The 18268-nt window shown below is 71.7% G+C and carries 15 protein-coding genes; 7 read left to right on the forward strand and 8 right to left on the reverse strand.

Going from position 1 to position 18268, the window contains the following annotated elements; genetic code table 11:
* Positions 1-15 precede the first annotated feature (15 nt).
* The 6 genes from ACIQU4_RS32295 to ACIQU4_RS32320 form a co-directional block, all read right to left on the reverse strand.
* A complete protein-coding gene (locus ACIQU4_RS32295) occupies positions 16-1119 on the reverse strand; it encodes a glycine betaine/L-proline ABC transporter ATP-binding protein (RefSeq protein WP_403738293.1) in 1104 nt (367 codons plus the stop codon).
* Entirely contained in the window at positions 1116-2642 is a 1527-nt protein-coding gene (locus tag ACIQU4_RS32300; RefSeq protein ID WP_403738296.1) for a GMC family oxidoreductase, read from the reverse strand. Before ACIQU4_RS32300 ends, ACIQU4_RS32295 begins: the two co-directional genes overlap by 4 nt.
* Complete coding sequence (locus tag ACIQU4_RS32305; protein WP_403738298.1) at positions 2639-4147, reverse strand: aldehyde dehydrogenase family protein; 1509 nt, start codon at positions 4145-4147, stop codon at positions 2639-2641. The genes ACIQU4_RS32300 and ACIQU4_RS32305 overlap by 4 nt, the downstream gene beginning before the upstream one ends.
* A gap of 171 nt (positions 4148-4318) precedes the next feature.
* Positions 4319-4834, reverse strand: coding sequence for an alpha/beta fold hydrolase (locus tag ACIQU4_RS32310; RefSeq protein ID WP_403738300.1), 516 nt, complete (start codon positions 4832-4834; stop codon positions 4319-4321).
* A gap of 83 nt (positions 4835-4917) precedes the next feature.
* Positions 4918-5133 (reverse strand): hypothetical protein, encoded by a 216-nt coding sequence (locus ACIQU4_RS32315; RefSeq protein ID WP_403738302.1) that lies wholly within the window; start codon positions 5131-5133, stop codon positions 4918-4920.
* 47 nt (positions 5134-5180) lie between these two features.
* The gene (locus ACIQU4_RS32320) at positions 5181-5639 is read right to left on the reverse strand and encodes an Lrp/AsnC family transcriptional regulator (protein ID WP_403738304.1); all 459 of its coding nucleotides are present in this window, start codon (positions 5637-5639) and stop codon (positions 5181-5183) included.
* A 139-nt stretch (positions 5640-5778) separates the two neighbouring features.
* On the opposite strand from ACIQU4_RS32320, the gene ACIQU4_RS32325 reads away from it, so the two are divergent.
* From ACIQU4_RS32325 to ACIQU4_RS32340, 4 genes are all read left to right on the forward strand, one after another.
* The gene (locus ACIQU4_RS32325; protein ID WP_403738307.1) at positions 5779-6768 is read left to right on the forward strand and encodes an EamA family transporter; all 990 of its coding nucleotides are present in this window, start codon (positions 5779-5781) and stop codon (positions 6766-6768) included.
* The gene (locus ACIQU4_RS32330; RefSeq protein WP_403738308.1) at positions 6761-7954 is read left to right on the forward strand and encodes an aromatic amino acid transaminase; all 1194 of its coding nucleotides are present in this window, start codon (positions 6761-6763) and stop codon (positions 7952-7954) included. Before ACIQU4_RS32325 ends, ACIQU4_RS32330 begins: the two co-directional genes overlap by 8 nt.
* Positions 7955-8156: 202 nt before the next feature.
* Positions 8157-10226 carry a discoidin domain-containing protein gene (locus tag ACIQU4_RS32335; RefSeq protein WP_403738311.1) on the forward strand — a complete coding sequence of 690 codons (2070 nt, stop codon included), beginning with the start codon at positions 8157-8159 and terminating at the stop codon, positions 10224-10226.
* Between the two features lie 107 nt (positions 10227-10333).
* Positions 10334-10963 (forward strand): TetR/AcrR family transcriptional regulator, encoded by a 630-nt coding sequence (locus ACIQU4_RS32340; RefSeq protein ID WP_403738313.1) that lies wholly within the window; start codon positions 10334-10336, stop codon positions 10961-10963.
* Positions 10964-10997: 34 nt separating this feature from the next.
* Here the strand turns inward: ACIQU4_RS32340 and ACIQU4_RS32345 are convergent, their stop codons facing one another.
* Positions 10998-11957: a LysR family transcriptional regulator gene (locus tag ACIQU4_RS32345; protein WP_403738316.1), complete on the reverse strand. Its 960-nt coding sequence runs from the start codon at positions 11955-11957 to the stop codon at positions 10998-11000.
* 162 nt (positions 11958-12119) lie between these two features.
* On the opposite strand from ACIQU4_RS32345, the gene ACIQU4_RS32350 reads away from it, so the two are divergent.
* On the forward strand, positions 12120-15620 hold the full coding sequence (locus tag ACIQU4_RS32350) for a M28 family peptidase (protein WP_403738601.1): 3501 nt from the start codon (positions 12120-12122) through the stop codon (positions 15618-15620).
* Positions 15621-15695: 75 nt separating this feature from the next.
* On the opposite strand, the gene ACIQU4_RS32355 is transcribed toward ACIQU4_RS32350, so the two are convergent.
* Complete coding sequence (locus tag ACIQU4_RS32355; protein ID WP_053688931.1) at positions 15696-15974, reverse strand: hypothetical protein; 279 nt, start codon at positions 15972-15974, stop codon at positions 15696-15698.
* A 154-nt stretch (positions 15975-16128) separates the two neighbouring features.
* Between ACIQU4_RS32355 and ACIQU4_RS32360 the strand changes: the two genes are divergently transcribed.
* Both ACIQU4_RS32360 and ACIQU4_RS32365 read left to right on the forward strand, forming a co-directional pair.
* A complete protein-coding gene (locus tag ACIQU4_RS32360; protein ID WP_403738319.1) occupies positions 16129-17415 on the forward strand; it encodes a VWA domain-containing protein in 1287 nt (428 codons plus the stop codon).
* Positions 17415-18248, forward strand: a complete 834-nt coding sequence (locus tag ACIQU4_RS32365) for a hypothetical protein (protein WP_403738322.1) — start codon at positions 17415-17417, stop codon at positions 18246-18248. The genes ACIQU4_RS32360 and ACIQU4_RS32365 overlap by 1 nt, the downstream gene beginning before the upstream one ends.
* Positions 18249-18268: the final 20 nt, after the last annotated feature.

Below are 18268 nucleotides of genomic sequence, written 5' to 3' on the forward strand. Positions count from 1 at the left end.
TCGTATGGGCGTACATCAGGCCACCGCCTTTCCCGTCGCGACCGGGACCCCGGCGACGACACCGAGGAGTCCCGCGTGGTCGACCACGCCGAGGCACCGGCCGTCCTCCACGACCCGCGCGTTCTCGCCCGTACGGGCGACGGCCTCGATGGCCTCGTGGACGGTGGCACCGGGGTCGAGCGCGGGGCCGGCCTCGTGCTCGCCGGCGAGGGCGGGGCGCATGGCCGAGCGGACGGTCAGCACCTGTTCGCGCGGCACGTCCCGGACGAAGTCCCTGACGTAGTCGTCGGCGGGGGCGCCCACGATCTCCTCCGGCGTACCGAGCTGTACGATCCGGCCGTCGCGCATCAGCGCGATGCGGTCGCCGAGCTTCAGCGCCTCGCTCAGGTCGTGCGTGATGAAGACCATCGTGCGTCCCTCCTCCCGGTGCAGCCGTACGACCTCCTCCTGCATGTCCCGTCGGATGAGCGGGTCCAGCGCGCTGAACGGCTCGTCGAACAGCAGCACTTCGGGGTCCACGGCGAGTGCGCGGGCAAGGCCCACGCGCTGCTGCTGGCCGCCTGACAGCTGGTTCGGCCTGCGGTGCTCCATGCCGTCCAGGCCGACCTTGGCGACGAACTCCGCCGCCCGCTCGCGCCGTTCGCCGCGTCCCACGCCCTGGATCTCCAGTCCGTAGGCGACGTTGTCGAGCACCGTCCGGTGCGGCAGCAGCCCGAAGTGCTGGAAGACCATCGCCGCGCGGTGGCGGCGCAGCTCGCGGAGCCGGCCGGTGTCCATGGACAGCACGTCCTCCCCGTCGATGGAGATCGCGCCCGAGGTCGGCTCGATGAGCCGGGTCAGGCAGCGTACGAGCGTCGACTTGCCCGAGCCCGACAGGCCCATGACGACGAAGACCTCGCCCTTGCGGACGTCGAAGGAGACGTCGCGGACGGCGGCGGTGCAGCCGGTGCGCTCGCGCAGCTCGGCGGCGTCGAGGGAGGCGAGTTCCTTGTCGGCGGGCACGCGGTCGGCCTTCGGGCCGAAGACCTTCCACAGGTCGCGTACGGAGAAGACGGGTTCCGCAGGTGCCTGCGGCGGGGTGGTCGTTGCGCTGTGCGGCGCAGTGTTGGCAGTGCTCATCGGGGTGTGCCTCCCAGCAGGTCGGCGCATTTCTCGCCGACCATGAGGACGCCGATCATCGGGTTCACGGCGGTCATGGTGGGGAATACGGACGCGTCGGCGATCCGGATGCCGTCGAGGCCCCGGATCCTCAGGTCGGGCGCGACGACGGCGAGTTCGTCGTCGACGGCCCCCATCCGGCAGGTCCCGGCCGGGTGGTAGACGGTGTGCGCCACGTGGCGGGCGTACGCGCCGAGTTCCTCGTCGGAGGTCACCTCGGGCCCCGGGCAGACCTCGCGCTTCAGCCATCCGGCCAGCGGTTCGCTCGCCGCGATCCGCCGGGCGATGCGGATCCCGTCGACGAGGGTCCGGCCGTCGTAGTCGTCCTCGTCTGTGAAGTACCGGAAGTCGAGGGCGGGCTTGTCCTCGGGGTCGGCGCTCGTCAGGTAGAGCCGGCCACGGCTGCGCGGCTTGGGGATGTTCGGGGTCATCGACACGCCGTGCGCGGGCCGTTCGTAGCCCAGGCGCTCGGGGTTGTCGGTGAAGGGGATCTGGTAGAAGTGGAACATCAGGTCCGGGCCTTCGGCCTGCGGATCCCGGCGGACGAACAGCCCGGCGTCGGAGTCCATCGCGGAGTTCTCCGGGATCGGACCGTGCGTCTCCCACACGATGACCGACTCGGGGTGGTCGAGCAGGTTCTCGCCGACGCCCGGCAGATCGTGCACGACGGGAATGCCGAGCTTCTCCAGGTCGGCGCGCGGCCCGATGCCGGAGTGCAGCAGCAGGCGCGGGGTGTCCACGGCCCCGGCGCACACCAGGACCTCGCGCCGGGCGCGTACGACGTGCTCCGCGCCCTCCTTCGTACGGATGTGCACGCCGGTGGCGCGGGTGCCCTCCAGTTCCAGCCGGAACGCCCAGGTCTCCAGGGCGATGTGCAGGTTCGGCCGGTCCAGGAAGGGGTGCAGATAGGCGACGGAGGCGGAGGACCGCTTGTTGTTCTCCGGGTGGTAGGCAAGGTCGAAGAAGCCGGCGCCCTCGTGGAAGGGAGCCCTGTTGAAGCCCTCGACGCGCGGCACACCGAGCGCGGTCTGCGCCGCGTCGACGAAGTCCCGGGCGATCGCGTTCCGGTCGGCCTCGTCGACGGGGACGATGTTGTTGCGCAGCCGGGCGAAATAGGGATCCATGGCGGCCGCGTCCCACCCCTCGGCGCCGGCCTGCGCCCACTCGTCCCAGTCGGAGGGGAGGGGCTTGAACGCGATGAGGGTGTTGTGCGAGGAGCAGCCGCCCAGCACCCGCGCACGGCTGTGGCGGATGTGCGAGTTGCCCCGGGGCTGCTCGGTGGTGGGGTAGTCGTAGTCCAGTTCACCGCCGAGCAGCCCCATCCAGCGGCGCAGGGTCAGGACGTCGTCGCGGCCGACGTCACTGGGGCCGCCCTCGATGACGGCGACGCTGACGTCCGGGTCCTCGGTCAGCCGGGAGGCGATCACGGAACCCGCGGTGCCGCCGCCGACGACAACGTAGTCGTACACGTGCTGGTCGTTCATGCCTGGTCCTTCTCCGTCGCGCCCGCGAACCAGCGCACGGGGCGCGGGGCGAGGTTCTGGTAGATGTGCTTGGCCTCGCGGTATTCGCCGAGACCGCCGGGGCCCAGTTCGCGGCCGATGCCGGACTTTCCGAAGCCGCCCCATTCCGCCTGCGGCAGGTAGGGGTGGAAGTCGTTGATCCAGACGGTGCCGTGACGCAGCCGGGCCGCGACCCGCCGGGCACGGTCCCCGTCGGAGGTCCACACCGCTCCGGCGAGTCCGTACTCGGTGTCGTTGGCGAGGGCGACGGCCTCTTCCTCGGTGCGGAAGGTCTCCACGGTGAGGACGGGGCCGAAGACCTCCTCGCGGACGACGCGCATGCCGCGGTGGCACCGGTCCAGGACCGTGGGCCGGAAGAAGTAGCCGGGACCGGCCGGCTTCTCGCCGCCGGCCCGCAGGACCGCGCCCTCGGCGAGGGCGGAGGCGACGTACTCCTCGGTCCTCGCCAACTGGGCCGCGGAGACGAGCGGGCCGCACTCGACGCCCTCGTCGGTGCCGCGCCCCAGGCGGATCAGTTCGGCCCGGCGGGCGAGCTCGGCGACGAAGCGCTCGCGCAGCGGCTCCTCGACGATGAGGCGGGAGCCGGCGGAGCAGACCTGGCCGCTGTGGATGAAGGCGGCGTTGAGTGCCTGGTCGACGGCGGTGTCGAACGCTTCGGGCGTCGAACAGGCGTCCGCGAACACGACGTTGGGGTTCTTGCCGCCCAGTTCGAGGGCGACCTTCTTCACGCTGTCGGCGGCCGCCCTGGCAACCTTCGTGCCGCTGGCGAGACCGCCCGTGAACGAGATGAGGTCGACATCGGGGTGTTCGGCGAGCCGGGCACCGACCGTGCCGCCGGGACCTGTGACGATGTTGGCCGCGCCGAGCGGAAGTCCGGCCTCCAGCAGCAGTTCGATCAGCGCGACGGTGGTCAGCGGAGTGATCTCGCTGGGCTTGATCACGAACGTGTTGCCGGCGGCGAGGGCGGGCGCGATCTTCCAGCTGGCCTGGAGCAGCGGGTAGTTCCACGGCGTGATCAGGGCGCAGACCCCGACCGGCTCGTGCACGACGACACTGCGGATCTCGTCGGAGCCTGCGTCGACGACCCGTCCGCCGTTCTCGTTCGCCACGAGGTCGGCGAAGTAGAGGAAGGCGTCGCGGACGCAGTCGACGTCGATGCGGCCCTCCTCCAGGGTCTTGCCCGCGTCCTGGCTCTCCAGGGCGCCGATCCGCTCGCGGTCGCGCTCCAGCAGGGCGGCGACCCGCCGCAGCAGGGCGGCCCGCTCGGCGACCGGCGTACGGGGCCAGGCACCGTCGTCGAACGCGGCCCGTGCCGCCGCCACGGCTTCGTCGGTGTCCTGGACGCCGCCCTCCGCCACGACCGCGAAGGCGGTCGCGTCGACGGGGTCGATGATCTCGCGCGTGGCGCCGGAGAGGGCTGCGCGCCACTCTCCGCCCACGTGGATGCTCTGTTGTGCTGCGGTCACGTTGCGTATTGCCTTTCGTCCTCTGAATCCCCCTGCCGGTTGCACCGACACGATCCGGCCGCCTGCCCCAGGTCCTGACATCCATGCGCAATCCCTTGCCGAGAGTGATCTTGTTCACCCACCAAGTCAGGGCAAATGCGGACATCCAACGCAGGTCGTACGGCCTGGGAATCACAGAGGTCCACAGCTGTCGCAGACCGTCACAGAGAGTAGGGACTCCGGGCTGCCGGGGAGCGAAGCCGTGCGGCCGGAGCGGGCGGGCCGGTGCTCCCGCTCCGGCCCCGCGGAGACGAACGGCCGCGGTCGGTCCCGGTCGAGGAATCCGGTGAGCAGCTCGACGAGTTCGGCCGTCTTCTCGAAGATGACCACACGGCCGCTCTCCAGCTCCGCGTACTCGCCGCCAGCCACGGCCGCGTGCAGTTCCCGCGAGTGCTCCACGGGGATGAGTACGTCCCGGGTGGAGCCGATGACCAGGGTGGGGGCGGTGATGGCGGGGAGCCGGTCGGTGATGTCGACATGGCGGTCGAGCTCGATCTGCTGCAGCGTCCGCTCCTCGGCCTTGACCCCGGCGACGGTGGCCTTGACGCCCTCGCTGCCGAAGACGGCAAGGAAGGGTGGCGCGAGAAGATCAGCAGCGCGCTGTACGCGGCGAAGGCCTCCTCGTCGACGGCCGGGAGCCGCCGCCACAGGTCGGTGGGCAGCTGCCGGCGCGGGTCGTCGTTGCGGGCCCAGCCGTTGATGACGACGAGCCGGCGGACGAGTTCGGGGCACTAAGCCGCGACGGCGGCCGCGACGACCGCGCCGAGGGAGAAGCGGCTCAGCTCGTCCGCGTGCAGAGGGGTCCGGCCGCTGCCGGAGCAGTCGGGGGTGATGACGGTGTGGCGGTCGGCGGGAAAGGCGGGCCCATCGCCGCATGACGGGGCGTTCGACGCGCACCAGGGGCGGCCGGCCGCGCAGATCAGCAGCGCGACGCCGCCAGCCTGCATACCGCCTGGGAAACTTCCCCGTCAGCCGCCCGTTCCCCGCCAGGATTTCACGTGGGGGTCGGATAGACCCTGGACTGCTTCACACTGCCGAAGGCGAAGCTCGACTCGATCGACGCGATGCCGGGGATGGCGTGGATCCGGTTGCGGACGAGGGATTCGTACGCCTCCAGGCTCTCGATCACCACCCGGAGCAGGTAGTCGCTACTTCCGGCCATCAGGTAGCAGTCCTGGATGTGCTCGATGAGCGCGACGTGCCCCTCGAAGACGGCGACCGCCTCCTTCGTGTGGCGGTCCAGGCGGATCCGGACGAAGACCGTGATCGGCAGGCCGAAGGCGACCTGGTCGACCATGGCCGTGTAGCCGCGGATCAGGCCGGCCTCCTCCAGGCGCCGCACCCGGCGCAGACAGGGCGACGGGGACAGCCGTACCCGGTCGGCGAGGTCCTGGTTGGACAGCCTTCCGTCGGCCTGCAATTCGCGGATGATCTGAAGATCGACTGCGTCCATCACCCCTCCTCGGCTCCTTCTTGGCAGATCCTGCCTCAAACGTATGTCCGAGAGGCAGAACTGGCAATCGGCTGCCCCGGCAAAAGACCTAGCGTTGCTCCATGGCCGAAACCGGCCCCCCGAGGCTGGAGGAGCCCCCTTGGTCACCACGAATGCCGGACCCGCGACGGCGACCCCGCCGGCCGCCCGCGCCGCCGGCCTCCCGCGCCTGTCCCCGCAGGCGAAGGGCACCCTGGCACTGGTCGTGACCGTGCTGATCTGGGCCGCCTTCGCACTCAGCGCCCGGGCCCTGAGCTCCTCCTCCCTGCTGCCCGCAGACGCGGCCCTGCTGCGCTTCGGCGTCCCGCTGCTCGTCCTGGCGCCCGCGCTGTGGCGGCGCCGCCGGCGGATCGCCGCCGTCCGCCCGGCCACCGCGCTCAAGATCGCCTGTGGGGCCGGGGTGCCGTTCTTCCTGGCCGCGATGTACGGCGGCTCGCTGACCTCGGCGGCGTTCGTCGGCTCCATCGTCCCCGGGATGGTCCCGCTCTTCGTCTCCGCCCTGATGGTCGCCGGCGGCCGGGGCGCGCCCCGGGGCACGCAGGCGGCCGGCCTCGGGCTGATCGCGGTCGGCGTGGTCGCCCTGGTCTGGCGCTACGTCGTCCCGCTGAACACGCAGGTGCTGGCCGGCGCGGGCATCCTGCTCGTCGCGAGCGGGCTGTGGGCCCTGTACACGGTCGGGCTGAAGGAAGTGGACCTCGATCCCGTCGGATCGATCGGCCTGCTGTGCCTGCCCTCGTTCGCGGTGATGGCGCTCCTGGTCCTGACCGGGGTGCTGCCCACCGGCCTGGCCTCGGCCGCGGGGAGCGACATCGCCCTGTTCCTGGTCGTTCAGGGGCTGGGGGTCGGCCTGTGCGCGGGCCTGCTGTACGCCTTCGCCATCCGCAGCCTCGGCGCGGAGCGCAGCTCCACCGTGGGCAGCCTCAGCCCGGTCGCCGTGGTGCTGCTCGCCATCCCCCTGCTCGGCGAGTCGCCGACCGCCGCCGTGCTCGTCGGCGTACCCCTCATCACCGCGGGCGTCGCCCTCGCCAACCGGCGCCCGCGCAACCGCCCCCTCCCCCGCATCCAGCCCGAGGTTCCCGATCATGCTTGAGCTCCTCCTCCCGCCACCCGTCGACCCGCTGTGGGACCTCACCGAGGCCTACGGCGCCGACGCCCGGCCCGAGCGCCTGAACCTCGTGCTCGGCGTCTACCGCGACCAGACGGGCGGCACCCCGGTCATGGCGGCCGTGCGCGAGGCCGAGATGCGCCTGGCGGAGCGCTCGGCCTCCAAGGAGTACCGGGGGCTCTCCGGCAACGCCGCCTTCAACCGGGCGATGCTGTCGCTGGTCCTGGGCCCCGGCGGCGCGGCCGAGCGGGCCGTTGCCGTCCAGACCGTCGCGGGCAGCGGCGCGCTGCGGCTGCTGGCCGATCTGATCTGCCGGACCCGGCCGGGCACGACGGTGTGGATCAGCGACCCGGCGTACGTCAACCACCGGCCCATCCTGGAGGCCGCCGGGCTGACCGTGCGTACGTACGGCTGGCTCGACGCCGAGGGCCGCTCCGACACGGCGGGAATGCTGCGCGACCTCGGCGGGGCGCGGCGCGACGACGTCGTCCTGCTCCAGGGCTGCTGCCACAACCCGACCGGGGTCGACCCGTCCGCGCAGGCCTGGGAGGCCGTGGCCGAGCTCGCCGCCGAGCGCGGCTGGGTGCCGTTCGTGGACCTCGCGTACCACGGGCTCGGCGACGGCCTGGAGGCCGACCTGGCGGCCACGCGGCTGCTCGCGGAGCGGGTGCCGGAGATGCTCGTCGCCATCAGCTGTTCGAAGAACTTCGGGCTGTACAGCGACCGGACCGGCTGCGCCGTCGTACTCGGCGCCTCGCGGCAGTCGCTGCGGCACGTGGAGACGGCGCTGCAGAACGCGGCCCGCACCCTCTACTCGATGCCGCCGGAGCACGGGGCCGCGGTGGTGACGGCGATCCTCGATGACGACGGACTGCGAGCCCTGTGGCGCGCCGAGCTGGACGGGATGCGGGCCCGGATCGAAGACAACCGGCGTGGGCTGACCGCGGAACTGACCGCTCTGGGGTGCGGCGCGCAGGCCGATGTGCTGGCGCGGCAGAAGGGGATGTTCTCGATGCTTCCGCTGACCGCACGCCAGATGCTGCGGCTGCGCAGCCGGTTCGCCATCTACGGGACGACGGCCGGGCGGGTCAACATCGCGGGGATCCCGGCGCACCGGGTCCCCTGTCTCGCGCAGGGCGTCGCGGCGGTCCTGGACGAGGGCGCCGAGTAGCCCCGGCGTCCGCCCGCGGCGCCCCCGGATCAACCCCGCCCAACACCTGACATTCCATCAGGTCATCCGTCCCGGACTCTTGACTCTGTTACCGCCGGTAGCCATTCTCGTCGCAATGCCTGCGCGGGACATGACAATCAGCCGACTCCCTCAGCCGGTATGCGTCCTCGACCGCGCCATCCACCGACCGATGACGTGAGTGATGACCATGACCCGAGCCCCGCACCGAAGGCGCAGGCCCCTCGCGCTGCTCGCCCTTCTCCTCGCCATGGTGGCCATGGCCCTCGGCCCCGCGCCCGGCGCGGCCGCCGAGGGCGATGCCGGCTGGTGGAACCCCACCGCGCGACCCGCGCCCGACTCCCAGATCAACGTCACGGGCGAGCCGTTCAAGGGCACCGACGCCCAGGGACAGGTCCGGGGCTTCGTCGACGCCCACGACCACATCATGTCCAACGAGGGCTTCGGCGGCCGGCTCATCTGCGGCAAGGCGTTCTCCGACCTGGGGGTGGCCGACGCCCTCAAGGACTGCCCCGAGCACTACCCCGACGGCTCCCTCGCGATCTTCGACTTCATCACCAAGGGCGGGGACGGCAAGCACGACCCCACCGGCTGGCCGACGTTCAAGGACTGGCCCGCCCACGACTCCCTCACCCACCAGCAGAACTACTACGCCTGGATCGAGCGCGCCTGGCGCGGCGGCCAGCGCGTCCTCGTCAACGACCTCGTCACCAACGGGGTGATCTGCTCGGTCTACTTCTTCAAGGACCGCAGCTGCGACGAGATGACCGCCATCCGCCTGGAGGCGCAGAAGACCTACGACATGCAGGCCTTCATCGACAAGATGTACGGCGGCCCGGGCAAGGGCTGGTTCCGGATCGTCACCGACTCCGCGCAGGCCCGCGACGTCGTCCAGCAGGGCAAGCTGGCCGTGGTCCTGGGCGTGGAGACCTCCGAGCCGTTCGGCTGCAAGCAGATCCTGGACGTCTCCCAGTGCAGCAAGGCGGACATCGACCGCGGCCTCGACGAGCTGTACCGGCTCGGCGTGCGCAGCATGTTCCTCTGCCACAAGTTCGACAACGCCCTGTGCGGGGTCCGCTTCGACGAGGGCGCCCTGGGAACGGCGATCAACGTCGGACAGTTCCTGTCCACCGGAACCTTCTGGAAGACCGAGCAGTGCACCGGCCCGCAGCACGACAACCCGATCGGCCTGGCCCCGGCGCCCTCGGCGCAGAAGGAGCTGCCGGCGGGCGTGTCGGTCCCCTCGTACGCGGCCGACGCGCAGTGCAACACCCGCGGTCTCACCGACCTCGGTGAATACGCCGTGCGCGGCATGATGAAACGCAAGATGATGCTCGAAGTCGACCACATGAGCGTCAAGGCCGCGGGCCGGGCCTTCGACATCCTCGAATCCGAGTCCTACCCGGGCGTGATCTCCTCGCACAGCTGGATGGACCTGGGCTGGACCGAACGCCTCTACAAGCTGGGCGGGTTCGCCGCCCAGTACATGAACGGCGCCGAGGGGTTCAGCGCCGAGGCCGCGCGCACGGACGCGCTGCGCGAGAAGTACCACGTGGGCTACGGGTACGGCACCGACATGAACGGGGTCGGCGGCTGGCCCGGCCCGCGCGGCGCCGACACCCCGAACCCGGTGAAGTACCCGTTCCGCAGCACCGACGGCGGCTCCGTCATCGACAGGCAGACCACCGGGCAGCGCACCTGGGACCTCAACACCGACGGCGCCGCGCACTACGGCCTCGTCCCCGACTGGATCGAGGACATCCGGCTCGTCGGCGGCCAGGGTGTCGTGGACGACCTCTTCAAGGGGGCCGAGTCCTACCTGCGCACCTGGGGGGCGTCCGAGCAGCACAAGGCCGGCGTCAACCTCGCCGCGGGCGCGCCCGCCTCGGCCAGCTCCGCCGAGTGGAACCCGTTCGTCAGCTACGCGCCCGGCCGGGCCGTGGACGGGGACACGGGCACCCGCTGGGCGAGCGACTGGAACGACGACCAGTGGCTGCGGATCGACCTCGGCTCCCCCGGCCTCGTCAAGCGCGTCACCCTCGACTGGGAGCGCGCGTACGGCAAGTCGTACCGGATCGAGGTCTCGACGGACGACGTGAACTGGCAGACGGCGTGGTCCACGACCACCGGCGACGGCGGCCTGGACACGGCGCGGTTCGCCGGGGTCCCGGCCCGGTACGTACGCATCCACGGAGCGGGGCGCGGCACGCAGTGGGGCTACTCCCTGCACGAAGTCGGCGTCTACAGCAGCTGACGGCCCAAGCGGCGCCCGTGGGCCGGGGCCGTCGGGATCGGCTCGTCCGATTCCGACGGCCCCGGCCCCGGCCGTACCTCCGCCCGTACGAAGGGAACCGATTCCGCATGGCACGGATGCCGTTGGCACAGCGGCGCAGGCAGCTGACCGAGGCCGCGATCCGCGCGATGGCCCGCGACGGCGTCCCCCGGACGACGACCCGGTCGATCGCCGCCGAGGCGGGCGTGTCGCTGAGCGTCTTCCACTACTGCTTCGACTCCAAGCAGGCGCTGCTCGAATCGGTCATCGAGACGATCACCGAGCACTATCTGGCGGTGGTCAAGGAGGCGATCCTGCCGCGCGCCACCCTCCGCGAGACCGTCCGGGCCGGCTTCCAGGCCTACTGGGACCACGTCCGCGCCCACCCCGCCGAGCACATGCTCACGTACGAGCTCACCCAGTACGCCCTGCGCGAGCCGGGGTTCGAGCACCTGGCGCGGCGCCAGCACGAGCTGTACTGCGCGACGTACGCGGAACTGATCGAGCAGGTCCACCTCGGCATGGGGACCGGACTGCGCGTCCCCGTCCCCGTGCTGGCCCGCTACCTGGCGGCGATGACGGACGGGCTGACCCTGAACTTCCTCGTGCTCGGCGACGCGGCCGCGGCGGCGGCGATCCTCGACATGGTGTCCGACCACGTGGCCGGCCTCGTCCACGACGACCGGCTGCTGCCGTCCTCGGGGCCCCTCCGCCCCTGAGGGCCGCGCACGCTCACCTCAGTGCCGCGCACGCTCACCCGAGGACCGGGTGCGCCTCCGGGTGGGCGTTCCACCACGCGCGGTGGAACGGGTTGTTGTCCACGTTGGCCAGGTACGCGCCGGCCGCCGCGCGGTAGAGGGAGTCCGCCTGGCCGGCGGAGACCGCCGAGCGGTTCCAGGCGAGCCGGATACGGCCCGTGATCGGGGTGCCGAGCAGCGGGCGCATCACCGTGCCCTCCACCGCCGGGGCCGTGGGCTGGGTGAGCGAGATGGCCCGGCCCGCCGCCACCAGGTCGTGCCGCATCTTGCGGTCGGTGATCCGGTGGCGCAGGGAGGGGGCGAAGCCGGCCTTCGCGCAGGCCTCGACCAGCGCTTCGGGGCCGCCGTCGTCGTCCTCCACCAGGGTCATCCACTGCTCGCCGGCCAGTTCGGCGAGGTCCAGGACCTCCCGCCCCGCCAGCGGGTGCCGGGTGGACATCCGGATGCAGAAGGGCTCCTTGGGCACCAGGGTCCGGGCCAGGGTTCCCTGGGGCAGCGCGACCTCGTGGTCGTTGACCTCGCCGTACACGATGACGTCGAACCGGCCCGCTCCGAGCATCCGTACGAGCGCGGTCACCGAATGCTCCACGTCCACGGTGATCTCCCGCCCGGACAGGGTCAGGTCGGTCCGCGCGAGCAGTCCGTCGATCAGGACGAGCAGGATGCAGCCGAGGCGCAGCGGGGCGTCGGTCGCCATCGCGCGGGTCTCGGCGCCGAGGGTCTCCATCTCGGTGAGCACGCGGCGCGCCTTGGCCAGGACGAACTGGCCCAGCGGGGTGGGCTCCACCCCGCTCCGGCCGCGGACGAAGAGCTCGCCGCCCGTGACCCGCTCGATCCTGCGCAGCTGCGCGGAGAGCGCGGGCTGGGAGACCCCCAGCCGCCGGGCCGCGCCACCGAGACTGCCGGACTCCGCTATCTGGCACACGGCTTGCAGATGCCTCAACTCCAGCTGCATTCACGCAGCTTACGCAGCGTGACCCCACGGCACCATAACGCGGACCTTATGCGCGCAGGTATGTCCCAATCTCGCCATGTCCACGCTCATACTCGGCGCCAGCACCCACCCGTAGTACCCCCCACACACGATCGGAGTGGACTCTTGCAGCCCACCAGATGGATGGCCTCCGTGGCGGCCATGGCGCTGACCGCGGGCCTCGCCGGCACGCTGGCCACCGCCGCGTCCGCCTCACCACAGGCCCAGCCCCCCGCACCCTCCCCGCAGGCCAAGTCCGCCGAGCGCGCGGTAGCCGCCGCCGACGCGGCGGTCCGCAGCGGCCTGGACACCCTGGTCAACTCGCCCCAACAGCAGTACGACCGGCGCCTGGTCACCCCCTGGGTGCAGGACCTGTACTCCGTCTCCTACGAGCGCAGCTATCGCGGCCTGCCGGTCGTCGGCGGCGACGCGGTCGTCCTCGCCGACGGCGAGGGCCGCGTACGCGCCGTCCAGTCGGCCTCCGCCACCGCGATCGACGTGGCGACCACCCCCTCCGTCACCGCGAAGGCGGCGGAGGCCGTCTCGCGTGCGGAGCTGGCCAAGGTCGACGAGGTGCGGGGCAGCCGGCTCGTCGTGAAGATCAAGGACGACAAGCAGGTCCTCGCCTGGGAGACCGTCCTCTCCGGCAGCACCAGGACCGCGCCCAGCAAGCTGCACGTGTTCGTGGACGCCCGCACCGGCAAGGTCGTCGACCGCCACGACGAGGTCGTCGCCGGCAGCGGCTCCAGCAAGTGGAACGGCCCGAACCCGCTCACCGTCGACACCACCGCCTCGGGCGGCTCGTACTCGCTGCGCGACCCGAACCGGCCCGGTCTGAGCTGCGCCGACTACAGCACCGGCAGCGTGTTCACGAAGTCCTCGGACTCCTGGGGCACGGGCAACGCGACGTCCAAGGAAACCGGCTGCACGGACCTGATGTTCGCCGCCCAGAAGCAGTGGGACATGCTGAGCCAGTGGCTGGGCCGCAACGGCGTCAGCGGCAACGGCCGCAGCTTCCCCGGCAAGGTGGGCCTGGGCGACCTCAACGCCTACTGGGACGGCAGCTCGGTCACCATCGGGCACAACAGCGCCAACGAGTGGATCGCCGGGATCGACGTGGTGGGCCACGAGTACGGGCACGCCATCGACTCCAACACCCCCGGCGGCACCAGCGGCCAGGAGTCCGGTCTCGGCGAGGGCACCGGCGACATCTTCGGCGCGCTGACCGAGGCGTACGCGAACGAGCCGGCGCCGTACGACACACCGGACTACACCGTCGGCGAGATGATCAATCTCCAGGGCCGGGGGCCGATCCGGAACATGTACAACCCGCCGGCCGTCAACAACGACCCGGCCTGCTACAGCTCCGCGATACCCGGCACCGAGGTGCACGCGGCCGCCGGGCCCCTGAACCACTGGTTCTACCTGCTGGCCGAGGGCAGCAACCCGGGCGGCGGCAAGCCGAGCAGCCCCACCTGCAACCAGTCCACGGTCACCGGCGTCGGCGTGCAGACCGCCGGCAAGATCTTCTACGGCGGGATGCTGCTCAAGACCAGCAGCATGTCCTACAAGAAGTACCGCACGGCGACCCTCAGCTCCGCCAAGTCGCTCGACCCGGCCACCTGCAACCTGTTCACCAGGACCAAGGCCGCCTGGGACGCGATCAGCGTGCCCGCCCAGTCGGGCGACCCGACCTGCACCCCGAGCGGGCAGAACGACGACTTCTCGATGGCGCTGAACCCGTCCTCGGGCACCGTCCAGCAGGGCGCCTCGGTCACCACCACCGTGAGCACCAGCACCACCACCGGCCAGGCGCAGCAGGTGACGCTCACCGCCACCGGCCTGCCGTCCGGGGTGAGCGCCTCCTTCAACCCGGCCACCGTGCAGTCCGGCCAGTCCTCGACGCTGACCCTGTCCGCCACGGCCAACTCGGCGCCCGGCTCCTTCACCGTCACGGTCAAGGGCCAGGGCCCGAGCCTCGCGCACACCGTCGACTACGCGCTCAACGTCGGCAGCACCCAGCCCGGGAACGACCCGCCGAACATCAACGTGGCCAACGTCCAGGCGCATCTGACCCAGCTGAACACCATCGCCTCGCAGAGCGGCGGCAACCGCCGGGCGGGCAGCGCCGGTTACACCCAGTCCGTGGCGTACATCAAGGGCAAGCTGCAGGCGGCCGGCTTCACCGTCACCGAGCAGAACTGCACCTCGTGCACCTACCCGTCCAACAACCTGATCGCGGACTGGCCCGGCGGTCCGGCCGACCAGACCGTCATGTTCGGCGCCCACCTCGACAGCGTCTCGGCGGGCCCGGGCATCAACGACAACGGCTCGGGCTCCGCGACCCTGCTGGAGAACGCGCTCGTCCTCGCGCAGAAGAACCCCACCCTGACCAAGCACGTGCGCTTCGCCTGGTGGACCGACGAGGAGCAGGGCCTGAACGGCTCGGAGTTCTACGTGGGCCGGCTCAGCAGCGCCGAGAAGGCGGCCATCAAGGGCTACTACAACTTCGACATGGTCGGCTCGCCCAACGGCGGCTACTTCATCAACAACCTCGACTCGACCACGGCCGCGCCGCTCAAGGCGTACTGGGCCTCGCTGAACCTCGCCCCCGAGGAGAACACCGAGGGCCAGGGCCGCAGTGACGACTACTCCTTCCAGCAGGGCGGCATCCCCACCTCCGGCTACGCGGCCGGCGCCAGCGCCCGCAAGACCTCGGCGCAGGCGACCAAGTGGGGCGGCACCGCGAACGCGGCGTACGACTCCTGCTACCACAGCTCCTGCGACACGGCGAACAACATCAACGCGACGGTGCTGGACCGCAGCGCCGACGGGGTCGCCTACGCGATCTGGAAGCAGGCCGTCGGCGGTGACACCCCGGCGCAGGACTTCTCGATCGGTACCTCTCCGGCCGCCGGCTCCGCCACCCCGGGCACCAGCGTCACCTCCACGGTGAACACCACCACCGTGAGCGGCAGCCCGCAGACGCTCGCCCTGTCGGTCTCCGGCGCCCCGTCCGGGGTGACCGCGACGCTCAGCCCGGCCTCCGTGCAGTCCGGCAGCTCCTCGACGCTCACGGTGCAGGTCGGCGCGGCCACCGCGGCGGGCACCTACACCCTGACCGTCACCGGCACCGGCACGGTCGCCCACAGCACCACCTACACCCTGACCGTCGGCGGCGGCGGGGGTACGTGCACCCCGAAGCAGGTCGTGGTCAACGGCGGCTTCGAGAGCGGAAGCAGCCCGTGGACCGCCACCGCCGGGGTCGTCACCAACCAGTCCGGCCAGGTCTCGCACAGCGGCGCGTACATGGCGTGGCTGAACGGCTACGGCGCCTCGCACACCGACAGCGCATCGCAGTCGCTGGCCCTCCCGGCCGGCTGTGCCACGGCCCGGCTGGCCTTCTACCTCCACATCGACACCGACGAGGACGAGAACGTGGTCTACGACCGGTTCACCGTCTCGGTGGGCGGCCAGACCCTGGAGACCCTGTCCAACCTGGACGCGGCCCCGGGCTACGTGCTCAAGAGCTACGACGTGTCCCGGTTCGCCGGCCAGACCGTCACCCTGACGTTCCAGGGCGTGGAGGACCAGTCCCTCCAGACCTCCTTCGTCGTGGACGACGTCACCCTCCAGGCGAGCTGACGCCCGCCTCCTGATCCGCTCCACGAGCGGCATGCGACCCGGCCCCGCGGCCGGGGCGCGTGCCGCTCGGCCTCGTCAGTAACGACGCGGGGACATGACCTGGGGAACGGCGTCCGGGGCCTCCAGGACACAGCGCGGGACCCCTGGGCCGGGTGTCGCACGTACGGACACCGATGTCGGAGGATCGGTCGGAAGTTCCACCTGCACCGTGACGGGCCGGTCGTGGTGCGTCGTTCCGTGCCCGGTCTCCTTGCCGTCGACCAGGATCTCCACCTCGACGTGGCGGCCGGTCTCGACGGTGGCGCTGACGGAGTGCCCCGCATGATCGATGTGGAAGTGATGGCGTCGTCTCATGAGATCGCCTCCGTCGGGGCACTGCGGACAGCCCCCCGTCCAGCGTAGCCGCGGGCGGCGCCGACGGCAGGTCGGCCGGGGGGCGGCCGGGCAGCCGGGCTTCCCCGGGGGGAGCGTTTTGGTTCCGGGGGCCGATCCTCAATACGATCCGGCGATGATCACAAGAAAATGGGTGGCGGCCGGGGCCTGCGGCCTGTTGGCCACTCTGGCGGTCGGGCTCTTCCCGGCGAATGCCGCCGCCGGTGAACCGGTGGCGAAGGAGTCCCCCAAGGTCGAGCTGGTCCTCGACGTCAGCGGCTCGATGCGGGCGACCGACATCGACGGCAAGTCCCGGATGGCCGCGGCGAAGCAGGCGTTCAACGAGGTACTGGACGCCACGCCGGACGAGGTACGGCTCGGGATACGGACCCTGGGGGCCACCTATCCCGGTGACGACCGGCAGCTCGGCTGCAAGGACACCAAGCAGCTCTACCCGGTCGGCAAGCTCGACCGGACCGAGGCGAAGACGGCGGTGGCCACCCTGGCCCCCACCGGCTGGACGCCGATCGGGCCGGCCCTGCTGGGCGCGGCCGAAGACCTCAAGGGCGGTGACGCCACCCGGCGGATCGTGCTCATCACCGACGGCGAGGACACCTGTGCCCCGCTCGACCCGTGCGAGGTGGCCCGTGACATCGCGGCCCAGGGCATCCACCTCGTCATCGACACGCTCGGGCTCGTCCCCGACGCCAAGACGCGCAACCAGCTGATCTGCATCGCCGAGGCCACCGGCGGCACCTACACCTCGGTCCAGCACACCGCCGAACTCTCCGGCCGCGTCAAGCAGCTGGTGGACCGGGCGGCGACCCCGGTCGTCACCCCGGTGGCGACCGAGGGCGCCAAGCAGTGCGCCGGCGCGCCGCAGCTCGGGGCGGGCCTGTACACCGACCGCGAGACGTTCGGCGAGCACCGCTGGTACCGGGTGGACGTCAAGCCCGGCCAGGAGCTGCGCGCTTCGGTGAGCATCGGCGCCGACCGCGCCGTCAGCAACGACTACGGGGTCATGCTGCGCGCGACGACCGTGCACGGACGGGAGATCGTCCGCGGCTCGGAGGCGGGCGACGGACGCACCGACATGATCTCGACCGGTCTGCGCTACCCGAAGGCCGAACTCGACGACTCCGACGCGGACAAGAACGGTGACGGCAAGCCGGCGGTGGAGACCGTCTGTCTGCAGGTCAGCAACTCCTTCTCGGCGCCCGCCTCGGTCAAGACCACGCCGGGCCTGCCCGTCGAGCTCACCATCGACGTGGTCGACGGACCCGACGACGCGTCCGACGCGGCGGCGTTCGGTCTCGGCCGCGGCTGGTGGCTGCTCGGCGTGCTGGTGCTCGCCGGTCTCGTCGCCGGTCTGCTGTGGGGCTGGATCTCCCGCTGGCGTATCTCGGTCTGGAGGACCAACTGATGCGTACCGTACGCATACTGACCGCCGCCGCCCTCGCCGCAGGCGGTGTGCTCGGCATGGCGGGCGCCGCCCTGGCGGACACCCCGTCGGCGAGCGCGAGCGCCGGTGCGAGCCCGGGCGGCAAGGCCTCCGGGCCGACCGAGGCGGGCACGGCCTTCCGTACCGCCACGGCGATCCAGCCGGGCCAGCGGGCCACGGCCGACGCGTCCACCGGTGACTACCTGTACTGGGCGGTCCCGCTGGACTCGGGGCAGCGGGCCACCGTCAAGGCCACGGTGAAGCTGCCTCCGGCGGCGAACCGGCACGGGGCCTCGACCTGGCAGCTCGACGTCTACGACGGGCTGCGCCGCCGCCAGGCGTGCACGTACGGCACGCAGCAGGCCGCGGCGGCCAAGGAGGCCGCCTCGGTCGAGCTGTCCTGCACCCTGCGCACCGTGCGCCCGGGTGCGGAGCCCTGGGCCAACGACCCGCTGCCCGGCAGCTACTACGTCCGTCTGACGGTCGTCGGCGTGGCGGAGGAGGACCTCGGTCTTCCGGTACGGGCCGAGGTCGAGGTCTCCACCCGCGACACGGGAGGCGCCTTCGCGGTGGACGGCGCCCTCGCGGCACCGCTCGTACCCGGCATCGGCAAGACCGTGCAGGCGGGTTCGGGCAGTTCGGCCCCGCAGCCGGCGGCCGTCGGCGAGCCGGCCGACGGCTGGTCCGGCGGCCGGTGGTCCGACCGCTGGGTCTGGACGGCGGCGGGCGGACTGCTCGGCGCCCTCGCCGGCATCTTCGGGTACTCCCTCACCCGCGGCGGCGGCCGCCCCTCCCGGGTACCGCCCCGCGCCTGACGGCCACGGCGGCCACGGCG

The sequence above is a fragment of the Streptomyces sp. NPDC090741 genome (assembly GCF_044769045.1).
Lineage (GTDB): Bacteria > Actinomycetota > Actinomycetes > Streptomycetales > Streptomycetaceae > Streptomyces.